Source organism: Jejuibacter sp. L23 (assembly GCF_050815825.1).
In the GTDB taxonomy this organism is placed as follows: Bacteria; Pseudomonadota; Gammaproteobacteria; order Enterobacterales; family Enterobacteriaceae; genus Jejubacter; species Jejubacter calystegiae.
The window spans coordinates 87443-103518 of record NZ_CP138199.1; the positions used below are offsets into that span (position 1 = coordinate 87443).

The window sequence follows — 16076 nt, forward strand, 5'->3', positions numbered from 1 at the left end:
CGGGATCTTTATCTGTTCGGGACTTGAGCACATCCCTGACACAGCGTATACTACGCCACCTTTGAGAATCTCGGGTTTGGCATTTGGGCCTGGCATACGCGGTTCAAATGAACTGCAGGACCAGGCCAACAGCAGGCCTGACGAGGCTGCCAATACCCTATACGAAGCTCGAGCTAATTTGATTTTTGGAGAATAGACATGTCCCGAGTCTGCCAAGTTACTGGCAAGCGTCCGGTGACCGGTAATAACCGTTCCCACGCACTGAACGCGACTAAGCGCCGTTTCCTGCCGAATCTGCACTCTCACCGTTTCTGGGTTGAGAGCGAGAAGCGTTTCGTCACCCTGCGTGTATCTGCTAAAGGTATGCGTGTTATCGATAAAAAAGGCATCGACACCGTTCTGGCGGAACTGCGTGCCCGCGGCGAGAAGTACTAAGAGGAACTGAATCATGGCTAAAGGTATTCGCGAGAAGATCAAGCTGGTTTCTTCTGCCGGTACTGGTCACTTCTACACGACCACTAAGAACAAACGTACTAAGCCGGAAAAACTGGAACTGAAGAAATTCGATCCGGTTGTTCGTCAGCACGTTATGTACAAAGAAGCTAAAATCAAATAATTTTAGTGGATTGTACGAAAACCCGGCTTCGGCCGGGTTTTTTTGTTTCCGGGGTATGGGAGGAGAGCATGCCGGAATTACCGGAGGTGGAAACCAGTCGTCGCGGTATTGAGCCGCACCTGGTGGGAGAGACTATTCTCCACGCCGTCGTCCGCAATGGGCGCCTGCGTTGGCCAGTCTCTGAAGAGATTTACAGACTCAGCGATCGGCCGGTGCTGAGCGTGCAGCGGCGGGCGAAATACCTGCTACTGGAACTGGCGGAAGGCTGGATTATTATTCACCTGGGGATGTCGGGCAGTTTGCGTATCCTACCTGCTGAACTCCCCCCGGGTAAACATGATCACGTCGATCTGGTACTGAGTAACGGTAAGGTACTGCGCTATACCGATCCGCGCCGCTTTGGGGCCTGGCTATGGGCAAAGGAGCCTTTGCAGCATAGCGTACTGGCGCATCTGGGGCCGGAGCCGCTTAGTGAGGCCTTTAACGGCGCCTGGCTGCATGAAAAGAGCGCGCGTAAGAAAATTGCGATTAAACCGTGGCTGATGGATAACAAGCTGGTCGTCGGCGTGGGAAATATCTATGCCAGCGAATCGCTATTTGCCGCCGGGATCCATCCCGATCGGCTGGCGAGTTCGCTCTCTGTTGCGGAGTGCGAGCGGCTGTCACAGGCGATTAAAGCCGTGCTGCAACGTTCGATAGAGCAGGGCGGCACTACGCTGCGCGACTTTTTGCAAAGCGATGGCAAGCCGGGGTATTTCGCTCAGGAGCTACAGGTTTATGGGCGGGAAGGAGAACCGTGCCGCAACTGTGGAACGCCGGTTGCGGCCGGGAAGCACGGGCAACGCCGTACGTACTGGTGCAGGCGCTGCCAGCACTAGCCGTGCAGCTTTTTCAGCAGGGCGGTACGGACATGTTCAGGTAGGAAATGCGCCACATCGCCATGGTGGCGCGCGACCTCTTTCACCAGTGAAGAGGAAACAAAAGACCATTCCGGAGCAGGCATCAGGAAGACGCTCTCCAGCTCTGGCATCAGGTGGCGATTCATGTTCGCCAACTGTATTTCATATTCGAAGTCGGCAACGGCACGCAAACCCCGCACCAGAATATTGGCCTGTTGCGTGCGGGCGAAGTTGGCCATCAGATCGCTAAACCCCACCACTTCAACGTTATCCAGGTGCGACAGCGCCTGCTTTGCCAGGTCGACGCGCTCGGCAAGGGTGAAAATCGTCTTTTTATGCGGGCTGGCAGCAATGGCAAGAATCACGCTGTCGAACATCTTCGCGGCACGGCAGACAATATCGATGTGGCCATTGGTGATGGGATCGAAGGTTCCGGGATAGATAGCGCGTTGTTGCATGATAGCCCCTTAATGCATCCTGGTGGGTAAGTAAGGATCCAGTAACTGCAGAAGCCGCTGTAGCGCGCCCTGATTCTGGTATAGCACCTCGACGGCATGGCGGCCATAGTAACTGCGGTAATCCTCATCAGAGAGCAGGGAACTCATCTCCTTCACCAGCGATGTGGTGTCGGTAACGGTGATTAGCCCGTTTGCCTGCTCAAGACGCGCGCAGATATCCTTAAAGTTGAAAATATGGGGCCCCATTAGTACCGGAATGGCGTGGGCAGCAGGCTCCAGAGGATTATGACCGCCGCGCTCAACCAGAGAGCCGCCGACAAAAGCCATATCTGCAATGCCATAGAGCAACATCAGCTCGCCCATGCTATCGCCAATCACCACCTGGGTACTGCCGGATGGCACTTCACCAGAAGAACGGGTAATAAAGCTCAGACCCGCTTCTCGTACCAGATCAATGGCATCGGGGAAGCGTTCCGGATGGCGCGGTACCAGGATAAGCAGCAGATTGGGGTATTGCTTAAGCAACTGCTGATGAGCCGCCACGATAATGCTTTCTTCACCTTCGTGGGTGCTGGCGGCGATCCAGACCGGACGATGTGGAGCCCACTGGCGGCGTAAGGTAACGGATCTGGCGGCCATCTGCGGCGTGACGGAGATATCAAACTTCAGACTGCCGGTGATGGCAAGCTGTGAACGTTTGGCGCCAAGTTGAATAAAACGTTCACCGTCTTCTTCGTTCTGGGCGGCGATAAGCGTGATTCGACGCATTAGCGTACGCACAAAGCGCCCCAGTTTGGCATAACCTTTTGCCGAGCGTTCAGAAAGACGAGCGTTAGCAATAACCAGTGGGATCTGACGACGATGCAGTGCAGAAATCAGATTTGGCCACAGCTCGGTTTCCATAATCAGCACCAGCCGGGGATCGACCCGATCGAGAAAGCGGTTTAATGCATCTGGCAGATCGTAGGGCAGATAGACGTGCTGGACGTCGTCGCCGAAAGCGGAAAGCACGCGTTCAGAGCCGGTGGGAGTCATTGTTGTGACGGTAATCGGCAAGGAGGGGTGGCTATGGCGCAGGGCGCGAACCAGCGGAATTGCCGCCAGAGTTTCGCCAACCGAGACCGAATGCAGCATAATCCCGCCGCCTTTCAGCTCTTTATTATAGAAGCCGTAACGTTCTCCCCAGCGCTTGCGATAGGCTGGTGCCTTACGACCACGCAGCCAAAGCCGAATCCAGATTAGCGGTTGGATTAGGTAAAGCAGCGTCGTGTAAAGCAATTGGAGCATAGTACATTCTTGTGCTGGGAACTTGCAGGGGATTCTATGTATTTCACTCCGCCATTGCCATTACTTTCGCGGCATCCGGGAATTAGGCTGGAAGATTTATTAATTAACGCTTTGTTTTAAAAGATTTTTGTTGGGGGTATTCCGGCCCAATAGAAAGCGCATAAAACCGTTTGCCTGTCTCTTTTTGGTACTCTTCAGTGTCGTGACAGAAAATTCTTCATATCATTGAAATAAAGGGAAAATTAATTTATTCGCGCAAAAAACATTCAACTCGGCTTAATGCAGAGGAAGTGGTACACTAGCGAACTAAATTTAAGAAGCGGGTCAGTGAACAGGTAGCTGTAAAGCCTGGGGCGGTAGCGTGCCCTTTTGTTGCGACTGGCAGTGTCTGATTAGCTAAAGAGATGCTTGTGGAAAAGTCATTTAACAGAATTCTCATCATCAAAATGCGTTTTCATGGGGATATGCTGCTAACCACGCCGGTTATCAGCACGCTTAAGCGGCGTTACCCCGATGCGCAAATAGATGTTCTGCTCTACCAGGATACCATCCCGATTCTTTCAGAAAACCTGGAGATCCATGCCCTGTATGGCATGGCGAAAAAAGGGTCAGGTACCAAAGAGAAAATAAGTAATTTCCTGAGCCTGGTTAAGACACTGCGTGCCCGACGTTATGATCTGATCGTGAATTTGACCGATCAGTGGATGGTTTCGTTACTGGTGCGGTTATTGCCTGCCCCTGTGAAAATTTCGCAGAACTACTCCCATCGCCAGTCTTCTTTCTGGAAGAAGAGCTTTACGTATCTGGCGCCATTTAGCGGTCAGCATGTGGTGGAGCGTAACCTTTCTGTACTGGCGCCATTGGGCATCAGCGATGTTTGCCTTGATACCACGATGAGTTATCGATCTGAACACTGGGAAAAACTTCGTGCTCAACTGACAGAGCAGGACATCACCGGGCAATATGTGGTGATCCAGCCGACAGCCAGACAGCTGTTTAAATGCTGGGATGACGAGAAATTTTCTGAAGTAGTCGATGCGTTGCAACAGCGTGGTTATGCTGTGGTGCTGACCTGCGGGCCCGGGGAAGAGGATTTAGCTTGTGTCAGACGCATCGCCGAAGGATGCCAGCATAAGCCTGTGACGGCGCTGGCGGGTAAAACGCGATTCCCGGAACTGGCTGCGCTAATCGATCATGCCGCGCTCTTTATTGGTGTCGATTCTGCCCCGATGCATATTGCCGCGGCGGTAAAAACGCCGATCGTCTGTCTGTTTGGCGCCACCGACCATGTGTTCTGGCGCCCCTGGTCGGATAATGCGATCCAACTTTGGGCGGGAGATTATCAACCTATGCCGGAACGTAAGGATCGGGAGCGTAACAAAAAATATCTTTCCGTTATTCCGGCCCAGGATGTCATTGCCGCAGCGGATAAACTGCTGGCCGATATGCCGCAAGAGGCAACATCATGATTGTCGCCTTCTGTCTCTATAAATATTTTCCCTTTGGGGGCTTACAGCGCGACTTTCTGCGTATTGCTAACACGGTAGCGGCACGCGGCCACAAGGTTCGGGTTTACGTTCAGTCCTGGAGTGGCGAGAAGCCGGAAGCGCTTGAGATTATTCAGGTACCGGTGGCGTCCCGCACCAATCATGGGCGCAATACACAATACTATGAGTGGGTGCAGGCGCATTTGCAGCAGCATCCCGCAGATCGGGTAGTTGGCTTCAATAAAATGCCTGGGCTGGATGTCTACTATGCTGCCGATGTCTGCTACGCCGAAAAAGTGGAACGAGAGAAAGGTTTTTTCTATCGCCTGACCGGGCGCTACAGGCACTATATGGCGTTTGAGCGGGCCACCTTCCGCCAGGGGGCAAAGACCGCGCTGTTGATGTTAACGGATAAGCAGATTGCCGATTTCCGTCGCCATTATCATACCGAGCCGGAGCGTTTTCATATTCTGCCGCCGGGTATCTACCCGGATCGCAAATACAGCAATCAACCCGCGGGTGCCCGCAACGCGGCGCGTGAGAAAAATGGAATTGCTCAGGATGACTATCTGGTACTGCAGGTGGGCTCCGATTTTAAACGTAAGGGTGTCGATCGCAGTATTCGAGCTGTAGCGTCTCTTCCAGAGGAAATTCGCCTGCGCACGCGCCTGATGGTTGTGGGGCAGGACAAGCCCGGACGCTTTGCGCAACTGGCGGAACAGCTCTCTGTGGCTGACCAGGTCAGCTTCTTCACTGGTCGTAATGATGTCGCGGAACTGATGGCGGCGGCCGATCTGCTAATTCATCCCGCTTATCAGGAAGCCGCGGGCATCGTGCTGCTGGAAGCCGTGGCCGCAGGTTTGCCGGTGCTGGTCACCTCGGTGTGCGGTTATGCTCACTATATTGCTGATGGCCAGTGTGGCGCTGTGATTTCGGAGCCATTCGAGCAATCCCAGTTGAATGTGCGGTTGCTCGAAGGGCTACAGAATGAAGAGGTTCGTAAAACCTGGGCGGAGGCAGCTCGCCATTATGCCGACACGCAGGACTTATACAGCCTGCCGGAAAAGGCGGCTGACATCATAGTAGGTAAGCATGGTTGAATTAAAAGCGCCTTTCGACACTCTCTGGCAGGGGAAAGATGCCTTTGTTGAAGCGTCGCGGCTGCAGGGCGATGTGTTTCGCGAACTGGAAAGCCGGCGGACGATACGCTTCGAAGTGAATAACGCCAGCTATTTTCTGAAATGGCACCAGGGCACCACGCTCAAAGAGGTGGTAAAAAACCTGATCTCTTTACGGCTGCCGGTATTGGGGGCCGACAGGGAATGGAATGCCATTCATCGTCTGAAGGCCCTTGGCGTTGATACGATGGAAGGCGCTGCATTTGGTCAGAAAGGAAGTAATCCGCTACGGCGCACCTCATTTATTATCACTGAAGATTTATCACCCGCCGTTAGCCTTGAGGATTATTGTGCCGACTGGGTTGTAAATCCTCCTGCACGGGCTATTAAGCAGATGCTGATTCGCCGCCTGGCGACCATGGTACGCAAGATGCATCTGGGAGGGGTGAATCATCGGGACTGCTATCTGTGCCATTTTTTATTGCGTCAGCCGTTTAACGGAACCGAAGAGGATATGAAGCTTTCCGTTATCGATTTGCACCGCGCTCAAATTCGGCGGCAGGTACCACAACGCTGGCGCGATAAGGATCTGATTGGGCTTTATTTCTCTTCTCAAAATATTGGACTAACTCGCAGGGACGTTTACCGCTTTATGGAAATCTATTTCGATCGGCCTTTACGTGAAGTGCTGATTGATGAAGCGGAGTTAATCAAAAAATCGGATGCGAAAGCTGAACGCATCCGTGAACGTACGCTGCGGAAATCACTCTAACGACTATAATCGCACGTGGGTTTTATTAATGAAGATAGCTTTTGTCGGAGAAGCCGTATCAGGTTTTGGCGGCATGGAAACAGTTATCCGTAAGGTCATTAAGACGTTCATGGAGGAGACGCCGTCGATTGATTGCCGGATGTTTTTCTTCTGCCGTAATGACAGTATGGATAAGCAGTGGCTGGTCGAGGGGGCTGGAGTCAGTTACTCATACTCTTCCATTAAAATCAGCGCACTGCGTAGAATCAGGCATATTCGTACTTTTGCCAGTTGGTTACGTAAAGAACGGCCTGATGTGGTGATCTGTATTGATATGATTGCCTGTCTGCTGGTGAATCGGGCTCGCCTGCGGGCTGGTATGCATTTTCCTCTCTTTTCATGGCCGCATTTTTCTTTAGATCATAAAAAACATGCGGATTGCGTGATCCATGCCGATTTGCATCTGGCTATTAGTAGCGGTATTCAGAAGCAACTCATGGCCAGGGGTGTACCACAACAGAAAACCTATCTGATTTATAACCCTGTGTCGGAGCAACAGACGGTTATTCCAGCACCGGGGTCATCTGACGTTCCTACCTTTCTTTATATTGGACGTATGAAGTTTGAAGGGCAAAAGCGGATTAAGGATCTGCTTGATGGGCTGGCGCGTTTTGAGTCGCCATGGAAACTGCACGTGATCGGTGATGGTTCCGATTATGCCAGATGCAGGGAATATGCAAAGACGCTGAATATTGATGAGCGAATTTGCTGGTATGGCTGGCAGCTCGATCCCTGGAAGCTGGTACGGCAGGATATCAAAGCAGTGACTGCGTTATTACTGACGTCTGCCTTTGAAGGTTTCCCGATGACGCTACTGGAAGCCATGTCATTTGGTATTCCCTGTGTCAGTAGTCAGTGTGTCTCTGGCCCGGAAGATATTATTCAGAACGGGAGGAATGGATGGCTCTATCCCCCCGGAGATTTAGATAAATTAGTCGCTGTTTTACATCGAGTTAGCAAGGAAGGCATTGAGGTTGATCGTGAAATGATCAAAGCCTCTATACATCGTTTTTATGACAGGGTTTATTTCGAAAAGTTGAAACAGATAATTGTGAACCATACAGAGAATACCGTTTAATGAACCCTACTTACTTTAAAGAAGAGGAAGTTATCCGTTCGGTAATGGATTTTAATTATCGCTCCGGAAGTTCATCATCTTTCGATATTGCTTATGGAATTGACAAGAATTTTCTGTTTGGTTGCGGCGTATCTATAGCTTCAGTGCTACTTGCGAACCCACAGATTGATTTTTCATTCCATGTTTTCACTGACTTCCTTGATGACGACGATAAAGCTAAATTTGAAGCACTGGCGAAACAATATCATTCCAGGATTGTCGTCTACTTGATCGATTGCGAACGATTAAAGTCGTTACCGAGTACCAAAAACTGGACGTATGCGACTTACTTCCGGTTTATTATTGCCGATTATTTTACGGGAAAGTCGGAAAGAGTTCTGTATATTGATGCAGACATCGCCTGCCAGGGAAGTTTGCAACAGCTAATCGATCTGACTTTTGATGATGAAATCGCTGCGGTGGTATCTGAAGGCGATCGTGAATGGTGGCATCAGAGAGCTGAGCGGTTAAATGCCCCCGCTTTAGTGGACGGTTATTTTAATGCGGGCTTCCTTCTTATCAATATTCCGCTTTGGAATGCTGCCAGTATTTCATCCAGGGCAATTGAGATGCTTAACGATCCAGAGATGGTAGCCCGAATTACTCATCTGGATCAGGATGTACTGAATGTTCTTCTGGCCGGTAAGGTCAGATTTATTGATGTTAAGTTTAATACGCGGTACAGTATTAATTATGAATTAAAAAAGGATGCATTGAATCCAGTAAATGATGAGACAGTTATCATTCATTATATTGGACCCACCAAACCATGGCATTGCTGGGCCGATTATCCCGTATCACGACGCTTTCTTGATGCAAGGAAAGCTTCTCCGTGGTCGGATGTTTCATTGCTGAAGCCAACCAGTAGTAACCAGCTTCGCTATTGTGCTAAGCATATGTACCATCAGGGAAGATACCTGAAGGGAGTTTCTCTTTATTTGCGCTACTTTAAAAAGAAAGTGCTGAAATAACAGATAGTTATAGAAGGTGACGCAGTGGATACATTTCCTTGTGTAACAATAACGGATTATTTAAGCTTTGATGAACGTCAGGTTAAATGTCAGGAAGAAGAATGCCTGAACGTTGCGTATGGGGTTGATAAGAATTATCTGGTTGGTGTTGGGGTGTCAATAACTTCTCTTCTTATTAATAATAAGAGCATTAACTTTAGTTTTCATATTATTGCTGATGAATATGATGAAAACTATCCTGATAAAATAAAAAAACTTGCCGTAAAATATAATGCAAAGATATCTATGTACAAAATAGAGTCTGAAAAGCTTAAGGTGCTGCCCAGTACTAAAATATGGTCGCATGCTATGTATTTTCGGTTATTTGCATTTGATGCCTTTAGTAATCGATTTGACAGGTTACTTTATCTGGATGCAGATGTTATTTGTAAAGGTTCGCTGAAGGAATTAGTTACCCTGGATTTGAATAGCTATGCGGCAGCAGTAGTACCTGATGTGGAGTCAATGCAGGATAAAGCAGTTGAGCGATTACATGACAAAAAATATCAGGGATATTATTTTAACTCGGGTGTAGTGTTGGCTAATTTATCTGTATGGAAGCAGGATAGGTTGACTCAGAAGGCTCTTGATATACTATGTAACACCTCTTATAAATACCCCGATCAGGATGTCCTAAATGTACTGCTTTCTGGGAAACTCCATTATTTACCTCGTAAGTTTAATACTATTTATACACTCAAGAGCGAGCTGAAGGATCGTACTCACCAGGATTACAGCAGTCTTATCAACGATGAAACGATTCTGATTCACTACACCGGAGTTACCAAACCCTGGCATCAATGGGCTTGCTACCCTTCGGTTCGGTTTTATGACTATGCATTGCGAGAATCGCCATGGAAGGATCTACCACGGAAATCGGCGACCAGTATGATGGAGTTTAAGAAGCAATATAAGCATATGCTTATTCAGGGACGGTATCTTAAGGGGATTATTTGTGGTATTGAGTATGGCTACCGAAAATATCTGCGACGTTAATTATATAAAAATTCCTGGTTAAGTTATGGTTCACTCATTAAATATAAATAATTATTATGTTTTAACTAAAGACTCTGATGGACGGTATGAGGAAATACTTCGTGATATATTCAAGTATAACATATCTATCATAAAAGTCTTTCGCAACATCGAAGATACCAAGGTTCTTCTGATTTCTACTAAGTATGGAAAATTCATTCTGAAGTTTTTTGCACCAAAGATGAAACAGAAAGAGCGTTTTGCGAAGTCTATGCTTAAAGGTGATTACTACGAAAATCTATTTAGGCAGACAGAGCGAGTAAGAAATGAAGGTGTTCATTCCGTCAACGATTTTTATCTTCTTGCTGAAAAGAAAACATTAAGATTTGTTCATCATTATATTATGCTCATTGAATATATTGATGGTATTGAGTTGGCTGATATAAATCCTATCGATGATGAACTTAAATCAAAAATTAATACATCGATAATAGAATTACATCAGCATGGTATGGTGTCGGGTGACCCACACAAAGGTAATTTTATTGTTGCAAATAATGAAGTTAGAATTATAGATCTTTCAGGAAAGCGTTGCACTGCAGGAAGACGGGCTAAGGATAGAATAGATCTGGAACGCCACTTTGGAATTTATAATAAAACAAAAGACTTAGGTTTTTATATCTTGATTTACAAGAAAAAATTAAGGAACTTTATCCGAAAGTTAAAAGGGAAAGAGGTCCGCTAATGCCTGGTAGCACCGTGACGGGGAAAGTCTTCAAAAAGATAGATTATTAAAGGTTATACATACAATCCCCGATAATCAGACTGCATTGTTTTTCACCTACTAGTACCGGATTTTCACATGGCCGATTTGAAATTTATAACCCAAGATGAGCTTAAGCATATCATCAAGAGCAAGAAAACGAATGATGTGATCATTTTTCTCTCTGGGCCAACATCGCGTAATACTCCACTCGAGATTTTACACAGAAATGATGTGATCACAGTAAATGGTTCGGCCAGTTATTTACTGGATAACGGTATTTCACCTTTTATTTACACTCTAACTGATGCTCGCTTTTTACATCAAAGACGCGAGGACTTCTATTACTTCTCACGCAATAGCCGTTTTACAATAGTCAACCTTGATGTTTATGAGGAGGCTTCTGCTGAAGATCAAAAATATATCCGCGAAAACTGTTTTATCCTCCGCTCATTTTACAAACGGGAGAAGGGAGGGGCATGGAAGAAGTTAAAACTGTCAACGTTTTCAGTTTTACATCGGGAATTGTTGATTAAGGTTCCTGCGTCGCGTAAAAAACGTTTGGTTGGTTTTAGTCGTGATATCAGCCTTGGGTATTGTTCGTGTCATACCATCGCTTATACAGCTATTCAGATTGCATACTCTCTGAAGTACCAGCGAATAATCTGCTCCGGGCTGGATTTGACTGGCGATTGCCGCCGTTTTTATGATGAGAGCAATAATCCGATGCCTTCTGAGTTAAGCAAAGATCTGTTTAAAATTTTACCATTTTTTCGTTTTATGCGTGAGAATGTTAAAGATATCGCAATCTTTAATTTATCCGATGATACGGCTATCGATTATAAGATTATTCCTTATATGAGTTCTGAAGTGCTGCTGGGAAAGTCTGATGAGGCATTAAACAGTAATGTGGTGAAGCTTAAACCCCCTTTAGATACGCTTGCTGGGTAATGGAGAATATTCAGAATGTTGTACTGGCCACTCTTTTTATACCTGTATACTTTGATCTCTGGCAGGGCGTGGCATGAGTTTGAGAGTAAAATAGTTCCTCTGAGTTTTTTTTTTCACTCTATAATCAAGATATTAGCCTTAATGATTGGTAAGTAACTATGCGACTTGGTCATTTCCACAAGAAAAAAAGAGCATTTCTTAACCGCCTCAAGATAAATGCGGTCTCTTTTTTCTTTTCCCATAAGGAGAAGGAGGTCTGGAAACCTGGGGACAGCATAAAAAGTTGCATTATCGTTCATAATAACAAAAAGTTAGGCGATCTCATTGTACTAAGCTCTCTGTATCGGGAATTGCATAAGCTGGGGATAAAACTCTATATTCTAACCGACCCGGCAGGCTATGCTTTTTTGCAAGGGAATAACAAAATATCCGGTATTTTTGTTAAAAAATCTGATAGCTTGCGTGACATCACCTCTGTTTTAAAACAGGTTGGTGAGCTTAGTTACGATCTATTAATTGACCCCTTTGAGACTCTACCAAACTATCGCCATGCTATTGTTTTGGCCGGTATCAAAGCGCGACATACGCTGGGCTTTGATCGCTGGTATCGACGATATTATTGTACTTATAATCCTCATGACGAGAACCTGTCAGAGCATATGGCATCACGTGCCCGTGAGATTATGGCTTTCCTGACGGGGCATGCGCTCACTAATTATAATACTTGTTATGATATCCCTCTGCCGGAACACGTTGAAGAAACCGCAAAAGCATTTGTTGGCGTCAAACCTGTTGTGCTGATTAACCCGTTTGGTGCTAAGAAGATCTGTCGTTTATCACCTCAACAGATCTCTGAAATCTATCACTGTGTCACTGAGCGACTTCCTGATTTTCGTGTTATTTTTACAGGGCATCCCGCTGATCTCCCGCTGATTAAAATAGAAGGCGCTGAGCTCTGCCCCTTCAAAGACTTTATTCATACAGTTGCACTAACGAAATATGCCGATTATCTTATTTCCGTCGATACGGCATTAGTGCATATTGCTTCGGCCTTCAACGTGCCTACGCTGGCCTTTTATCCTAAGGCCCGTACGGATAAATATCCCTCTCCGCTGGTTTGGGCTCCTAATAATGAGCTTGCTGTCCAGGTTATCGCCCCCGATTGTAGGGTTTCAGATATTTCTCTGGAAGAAATAAACCAGACAACAGCCCATTTTCTGTCTGATAAGTCTAAAAAAGCGGTGGGATAAACCCACCATTTTTTATCCTTCTTTTTTCCTGCTATTTCCATAAAGTAATATTACTGCCAGGCCCATGGTAAAAATAATAGGGATGCTACGTGCCCATATCAGTACGTCACTGAGCCCTAATCCAGCCAGGGCTAATGCAAATCCGAATAAGGCAAACGATCGGTAACGCCAGGCTGTTATAAAGAGTGAAAAATATAAAAATAATGTAGACAGGGTTCCGGCAATACCTTTTAGCGATGCAGCTTCTATCACTTCATTATGCAGATGGACATTCAGATATGGAATTGCGCCCGAAAGAGAGGCGTCAGTTGTTACCAGCTGTTTAATTTCTGCAGCCCTGCTATCCGCTGATTGTCCCGTAAGGGGGTGCTCCAGAAAAGTGGCCATGCCCGCGTGCTGCATTGCCAGGCGAGCACCAATGGATGTTTGGCTATTATCGTTGCTATAGGCTGTTATATCTCGTACTGCTTCATCATAACGCGCTGTTAACGGAGTTTTAAAGAAGAATCCCACGGCAATCAATACAGCCAGGAAGGTCCCCAGAATACTAACAAATTGCTTAATGCTTTTGCAGTAAAAGAGGATGAGTGTGAAAGCGCTAATGACGGGAAATACCAGTATGGCTGCACGGGTCTCGGTCATGACGAGTGCAACACAGGTGGCCAATACATTTATTACGTAGAGAATAGGATGATTTTGGCGAGTGCAGAGGATCGCACTACTACTTAGGATCCCGATAAATGAGATCGAGTATGCGGCGCCGGTCGCTGTTCCTATACCAAAATCGATACGTGTCATATCAGTACCGAATTTAAGATACAGGGTCGCCCCCATAATAATAAAAGCCAATGAATATAAAATGTAGAGAATCAGTTCTTTAGTGATTCGGATACGTGATGTTACTGCCAGTAGCATGACAATACTGCCAAAACTAAAAACTTTAGCCGTGTTCAGGTAGTTATGATAAGTCGCCCGAAAAGGGGAATCGCTACTTTTAAAAGTGGAATACCAGATAAGATCGATTAGACCTATCAGCAGAAATGCTATGGGTAACCACAGCGGGGATTGTCGGAAGCTGGTTAAATGGCTTCTGGCCAGTAAAGTGAATAGTGCCAGTATCGCTGTTATAGTATAAAGCTTCATACTCAGGTTATTATAAACCAGAGCTGTCATCATTGTCGTACCGCACAATAAGTAGACAATAGTCTCAACCAGGTTGACCGTTCTATGGTAGCCCGGCGATCTGATCGCCGATAACTTTTCCTGCCTCATCAATGTAATATTCCTTATAAAACATTATAGTTATTCATAGGACCATCAGATGATAAGCGATTGCAATTGCTGCATCACTGATGTGCTGGTCAGATTATTCAGCGTCCCCCCCTCCCCACAACACGCCACCTGATTCTTCCCATAGCCGCCGATCAACCCAGGATCGGTAGGGCCATATAGCGTGATATTAGGGCGGTCGAGCGCGGCGGTCAGATGGCTCAGCCCGGTATCGACAGAGACCACAAAGCGGGCGCCGGCCAGCTCTCTGGCGACCTCTTCAAGACTCATCCGCGGTAGTACCTCTACGTAGTCAAAACCTTCTGCCAGTCGTCTGGCTCTTTCTTCCTCATGAGGGGCCCCCCATGGCAATTTGATGCGCAAGCCGCTATCGGCCATCAGGGCGATCAGTTCACGCCAGTGTGATTCCGGCCAGTGCTTATCGTCGCGCGTGGTGGCATGCAGGAACACGGCGTAGTGACCGGCATCCGGATTCAGATGGTTAAGGAAGTGGCGGGCGATGGCATAATCACCCTGGGTTATGGGTTTGTCGTAGCCAAGGCTTTTGGCGAACAGCTCCCGGGTGCGCTCGACCGCATGCTGTGGTTTAGGGATCTGGTGGCGTCGATTGTAGAACAGGCTGGCCAGCGGTTCGCGGGCACTATGCCAGTCCATGCCGTGTTTGGTTCCGTGGGCCAGACGAGTCACCAGTGCGGCACTTTTCAATAGTCCCTGGGCATCGATCACAGCGTCGTAGTGAGTCGCCTGTAATCTGGTGCGAAATACCTGGCGTTCAGCCTTTATTGGTGCAGAAAACCAGGCTTTGCGCCAGCGGCGCAGCGCGACCGGGATAACGTTGTCTACCGCATCGTGCCAGCCCGGTATCTGGGCAAAACCATCCTCCACGACCCAGTCAAAACGAATCCCTTCAATCGCCTGAGCAGCATCCGTTAGTGCTGGTAAGGTATGCAGTACATCGCCCATCGACGAGGTTTTTACAATCAGTACCCGCATCCGTTACTGTTCCTCGTCCTGCATCAGTTCATGAAGTTCTGCCAGTACCTTCTCCGGCTGGATATCGATCAGACTTTGATGATAACCCTCTTCGGCATCGCCTTTACGCACCCGATGGTAGCCGCTGATCAGGCGAATGACCCGCGCCTTGTGGGACAGCGGTGGCGTAAAGTCCGGGCTACTGGGACCATAGAGCGCCACCAGCGGGCGATCGAGCGCGGCAGCAACATGCATCAAACCCGAATCGTTGGTGACCACGGCCCGGCAGGAGGCAATGAGTATGACGGCCTGCTCCAGCTCGGTATCGCCCGCCAGGTTATGGCACCACGACTGCTGTTCCCGGGGTAGGGCGGAACAGATTTGATCGCCTGCTTCCCTGTCTTTCGCCGAGCCAAACAGCGCTACCTGGAAGCCTTCGCCAATCAGCGATTCGGCCAGACTGGCGTAGTGGTAGTGTGGCCAGCGCTTGGCCGGGCCAAATTCGGCGCCGGGGCAAAAACCGATAAGCGGGCGCGCGTCAGACAGCGAAAACGTAGCACGCGTCTGACGCTTCTCTGCTTCGCTAACCTGGAGTTGAGGCCACAGCAGCGGTTGGGGCAGATCCCGTGCGGATTGCATCACGCCTTTATCAAAAGCCAGCGCGACGTAGCGCTCCACCATTAGCGGCCAGGCCTGTTTATCCAGCGTCCGCACATCGTTTAGCAGGCCATAGCGCATTTCTCCTCGCCAGCCGGTTCGTTGGGGGATGTTGGCAAACCAGGGGACGAGAGCGGATTTCAGGGAATTGGGCAACACAAATGCCCGATCGTAGCGACGCTCGCGCAGGCTGATACCGAGACGACGGCGTTCGCCAATAGCCAGGGCGCCATGGCCCAGAGGCATCGGAATCGCTTCATGGACCTCGGGCATACGGGATAACAGAGGACGGCACCACGCGGGTGCCATCACATCGATTACCGCCTGGGGATAGCGGGCCCTGAGCGTGCGGTAGAGACTTTGCGACATCATCATGTCGCCCACCCATGACGGGCCGATCACCAGTATTTTCATA

Annotated in this window: 17 protein-coding genes; 12 read left to right on the forward strand and 5 right to left on the reverse strand. The window is 48.2% G+C overall.

The window, feature by feature from the left end; all coding sequences use genetic code 11:
* Window positions 1-198: 198 nt before the first annotated feature.
* The 3 genes from rpmB (at window position 199) to mutM (ending at window position 1494) form a co-directional block, all read left to right on the forward strand.
* Window positions 199-435: a 50S ribosomal protein L28 gene (gene rpmB / locus SCU88_RS00385; RefSeq protein WP_000091955.1), complete on the forward strand. Its 237-nt coding sequence runs from the start codon at window positions 199-201 to the stop codon at window positions 433-435.
* A gap of 13 nt (window positions 436-448) precedes the next feature.
* Window positions 449-616: a 50S ribosomal protein L33 gene (rpmG, locus tag SCU88_RS00390; RefSeq protein ID WP_013094893.1), complete on the forward strand. Its 168-nt coding sequence runs from the start codon at window positions 449-451 to the stop codon at window positions 614-616.
* A 68-nt stretch (window positions 617-684) separates the two neighbouring features.
* The gene (mutM, locus tag SCU88_RS00395; RefSeq protein WP_175341287.1) at window positions 685-1494 is read left to right on the forward strand and encodes a bifunctional DNA-formamidopyrimidine glycosylase/DNA-(apurinic or apyrimidinic site) lyase; all 810 of its coding nucleotides are present in this window, start codon (window positions 685-687) and stop codon (window positions 1492-1494) included.
* Here the strand turns inward: mutM and coaD are convergent.
* Complete coding sequence (gene coaD, locus SCU88_RS00400; RefSeq protein ID WP_175341286.1) at window positions 1491-1973, reverse strand: pantetheine-phosphate adenylyltransferase; 483 nt, start codon at window positions 1971-1973, stop codon at window positions 1491-1493. The genes mutM and coaD overlap by 4 nt on opposite strands.
* 9 nt (window positions 1974-1982) lie before the next feature.
* Window positions 1983-3260: a lipid IV(A) 3-deoxy-D-manno-octulosonic acid transferase gene (waaA, locus tag SCU88_RS00405; protein ID WP_175341285.1), complete on the reverse strand. Its 1278-nt coding sequence runs from the start codon at window positions 3258-3260 to the stop codon at window positions 1983-1985.
* A 410-nt stretch (window positions 3261-3670) separates the two neighbouring features.
* On the opposite strand from waaA, the gene rfaQ reads away from it, so the two are divergent.
* From rfaQ to SCU88_RS00450, 9 genes are all read left to right on the forward strand, one after another.
* Window positions 3671-4729 carry a lipopolysaccharide core heptosyltransferase RfaQ gene (gene rfaQ, locus SCU88_RS00410; RefSeq protein WP_175341284.1) on the forward strand — a complete coding sequence of 353 codons (1059 nt, stop codon included), beginning with the start codon at window positions 3671-3673 and terminating at the stop codon, window positions 4727-4729.
* Window positions 4726-5847 (forward strand): glycosyltransferase, encoded by a 1122-nt coding sequence (locus SCU88_RS00415; protein WP_175341283.1) that lies wholly within the window; start codon window positions 4726-4728, stop codon window positions 5845-5847. Before rfaQ ends, SCU88_RS00415 begins: the two co-directional genes overlap by 4 nt.
* Entirely contained in the window at window positions 5840-6637 is a 798-nt protein-coding gene (rfaP, locus tag SCU88_RS00420; RefSeq protein WP_175341282.1) for a lipopolysaccharide core heptose(I) kinase RfaP, read from the forward strand. The genes SCU88_RS00415 and rfaP overlap by 8 nt, the downstream gene beginning before the upstream one ends.
* Before the next feature lie 28 nt (window positions 6638-6665).
* Window positions 6666-7754, forward strand: a complete 1089-nt coding sequence (gene waaB, locus SCU88_RS00425; protein ID WP_175341281.1) for a lipopolysaccharide 1,6-galactosyltransferase — start codon at window positions 6666-6668, stop codon at window positions 7752-7754.
* Window positions 7754-8764: a lipopolysaccharide 3-alpha-galactosyltransferase gene (gene waaO, locus SCU88_RS00430; protein WP_175341280.1), complete on the forward strand. Its 1011-nt coding sequence runs from the start codon at window positions 7754-7756 to the stop codon at window positions 8762-8764. The genes waaB and waaO overlap by 1 nt, the downstream gene beginning before the upstream one ends.
* Window positions 8765-8788: 24 nt before the next feature.
* Complete coding sequence (locus tag SCU88_RS00435) at window positions 8789-9799, forward strand: glycosyltransferase (RefSeq protein ID WP_175341279.1); 1011 nt, start codon at window positions 8789-8791, stop codon at window positions 9797-9799.
* Window positions 9800-9824: 25 nt separating this feature from the next.
* The gene (gene rfaY, locus SCU88_RS00440) at window positions 9825-10523 is read left to right on the forward strand and encodes a lipopolysaccharide core heptose(II) kinase RfaY (RefSeq protein ID WP_175341278.1); all 699 of its coding nucleotides are present in this window, start codon (window positions 9825-9827) and stop codon (window positions 10521-10523) included.
* A gap of 117 nt (window positions 10524-10640) precedes the next feature.
* Complete coding sequence (gene waaZ, locus SCU88_RS00445) at window positions 10641-11492, forward strand: 3-deoxy-D-manno-oct-2-ulosonate III transferase WaaZ (RefSeq protein ID WP_175341277.1); 852 nt, start codon at window positions 10641-10643, stop codon at window positions 11490-11492.
* A gap of 158 nt (window positions 11493-11650) precedes the next feature.
* Window positions 11651-12742 (forward strand): glycosyltransferase family 9 protein, encoded by a 1092-nt coding sequence (locus tag SCU88_RS00450; protein WP_175341276.1) that lies wholly within the window; start codon window positions 11651-11653, stop codon window positions 12740-12742.
* A 12-nt stretch (window positions 12743-12754) separates the two neighbouring features.
* Here SCU88_RS00450 and SCU88_RS00455 read toward each other — a convergent pair whose 3' ends face one another.
* The 3 genes from SCU88_RS00455 to rfaF all read right to left on the reverse strand — a co-directional run bounded on the left by SCU88_RS00455 (window position 12755) and on the right by rfaF (window position 16075).
* A complete protein-coding gene (locus SCU88_RS00455; protein ID WP_175341275.1) occupies window positions 12755-13918 on the reverse strand; it encodes an O-antigen ligase family protein in 1164 nt (387 codons plus the stop codon).
* 141 nt (window positions 13919-14059) lie between these two features.
* A complete protein-coding gene (gene rfaC, locus SCU88_RS00460; RefSeq protein WP_175341274.1) occupies window positions 14060-15025 on the reverse strand; it encodes a lipopolysaccharide heptosyltransferase RfaC in 966 nt (321 codons plus the stop codon).
* 3 nt (window positions 15026-15028) lie between these two features.
* Complete coding sequence (gene rfaF, locus SCU88_RS00465; protein WP_175341273.1) at window positions 15029-16075, reverse strand: ADP-heptose--LPS heptosyltransferase RfaF; 1047 nt, start codon at window positions 16073-16075, stop codon at window positions 15029-15031.
* Window position 16076 lies beyond the last annotated feature (1 nt).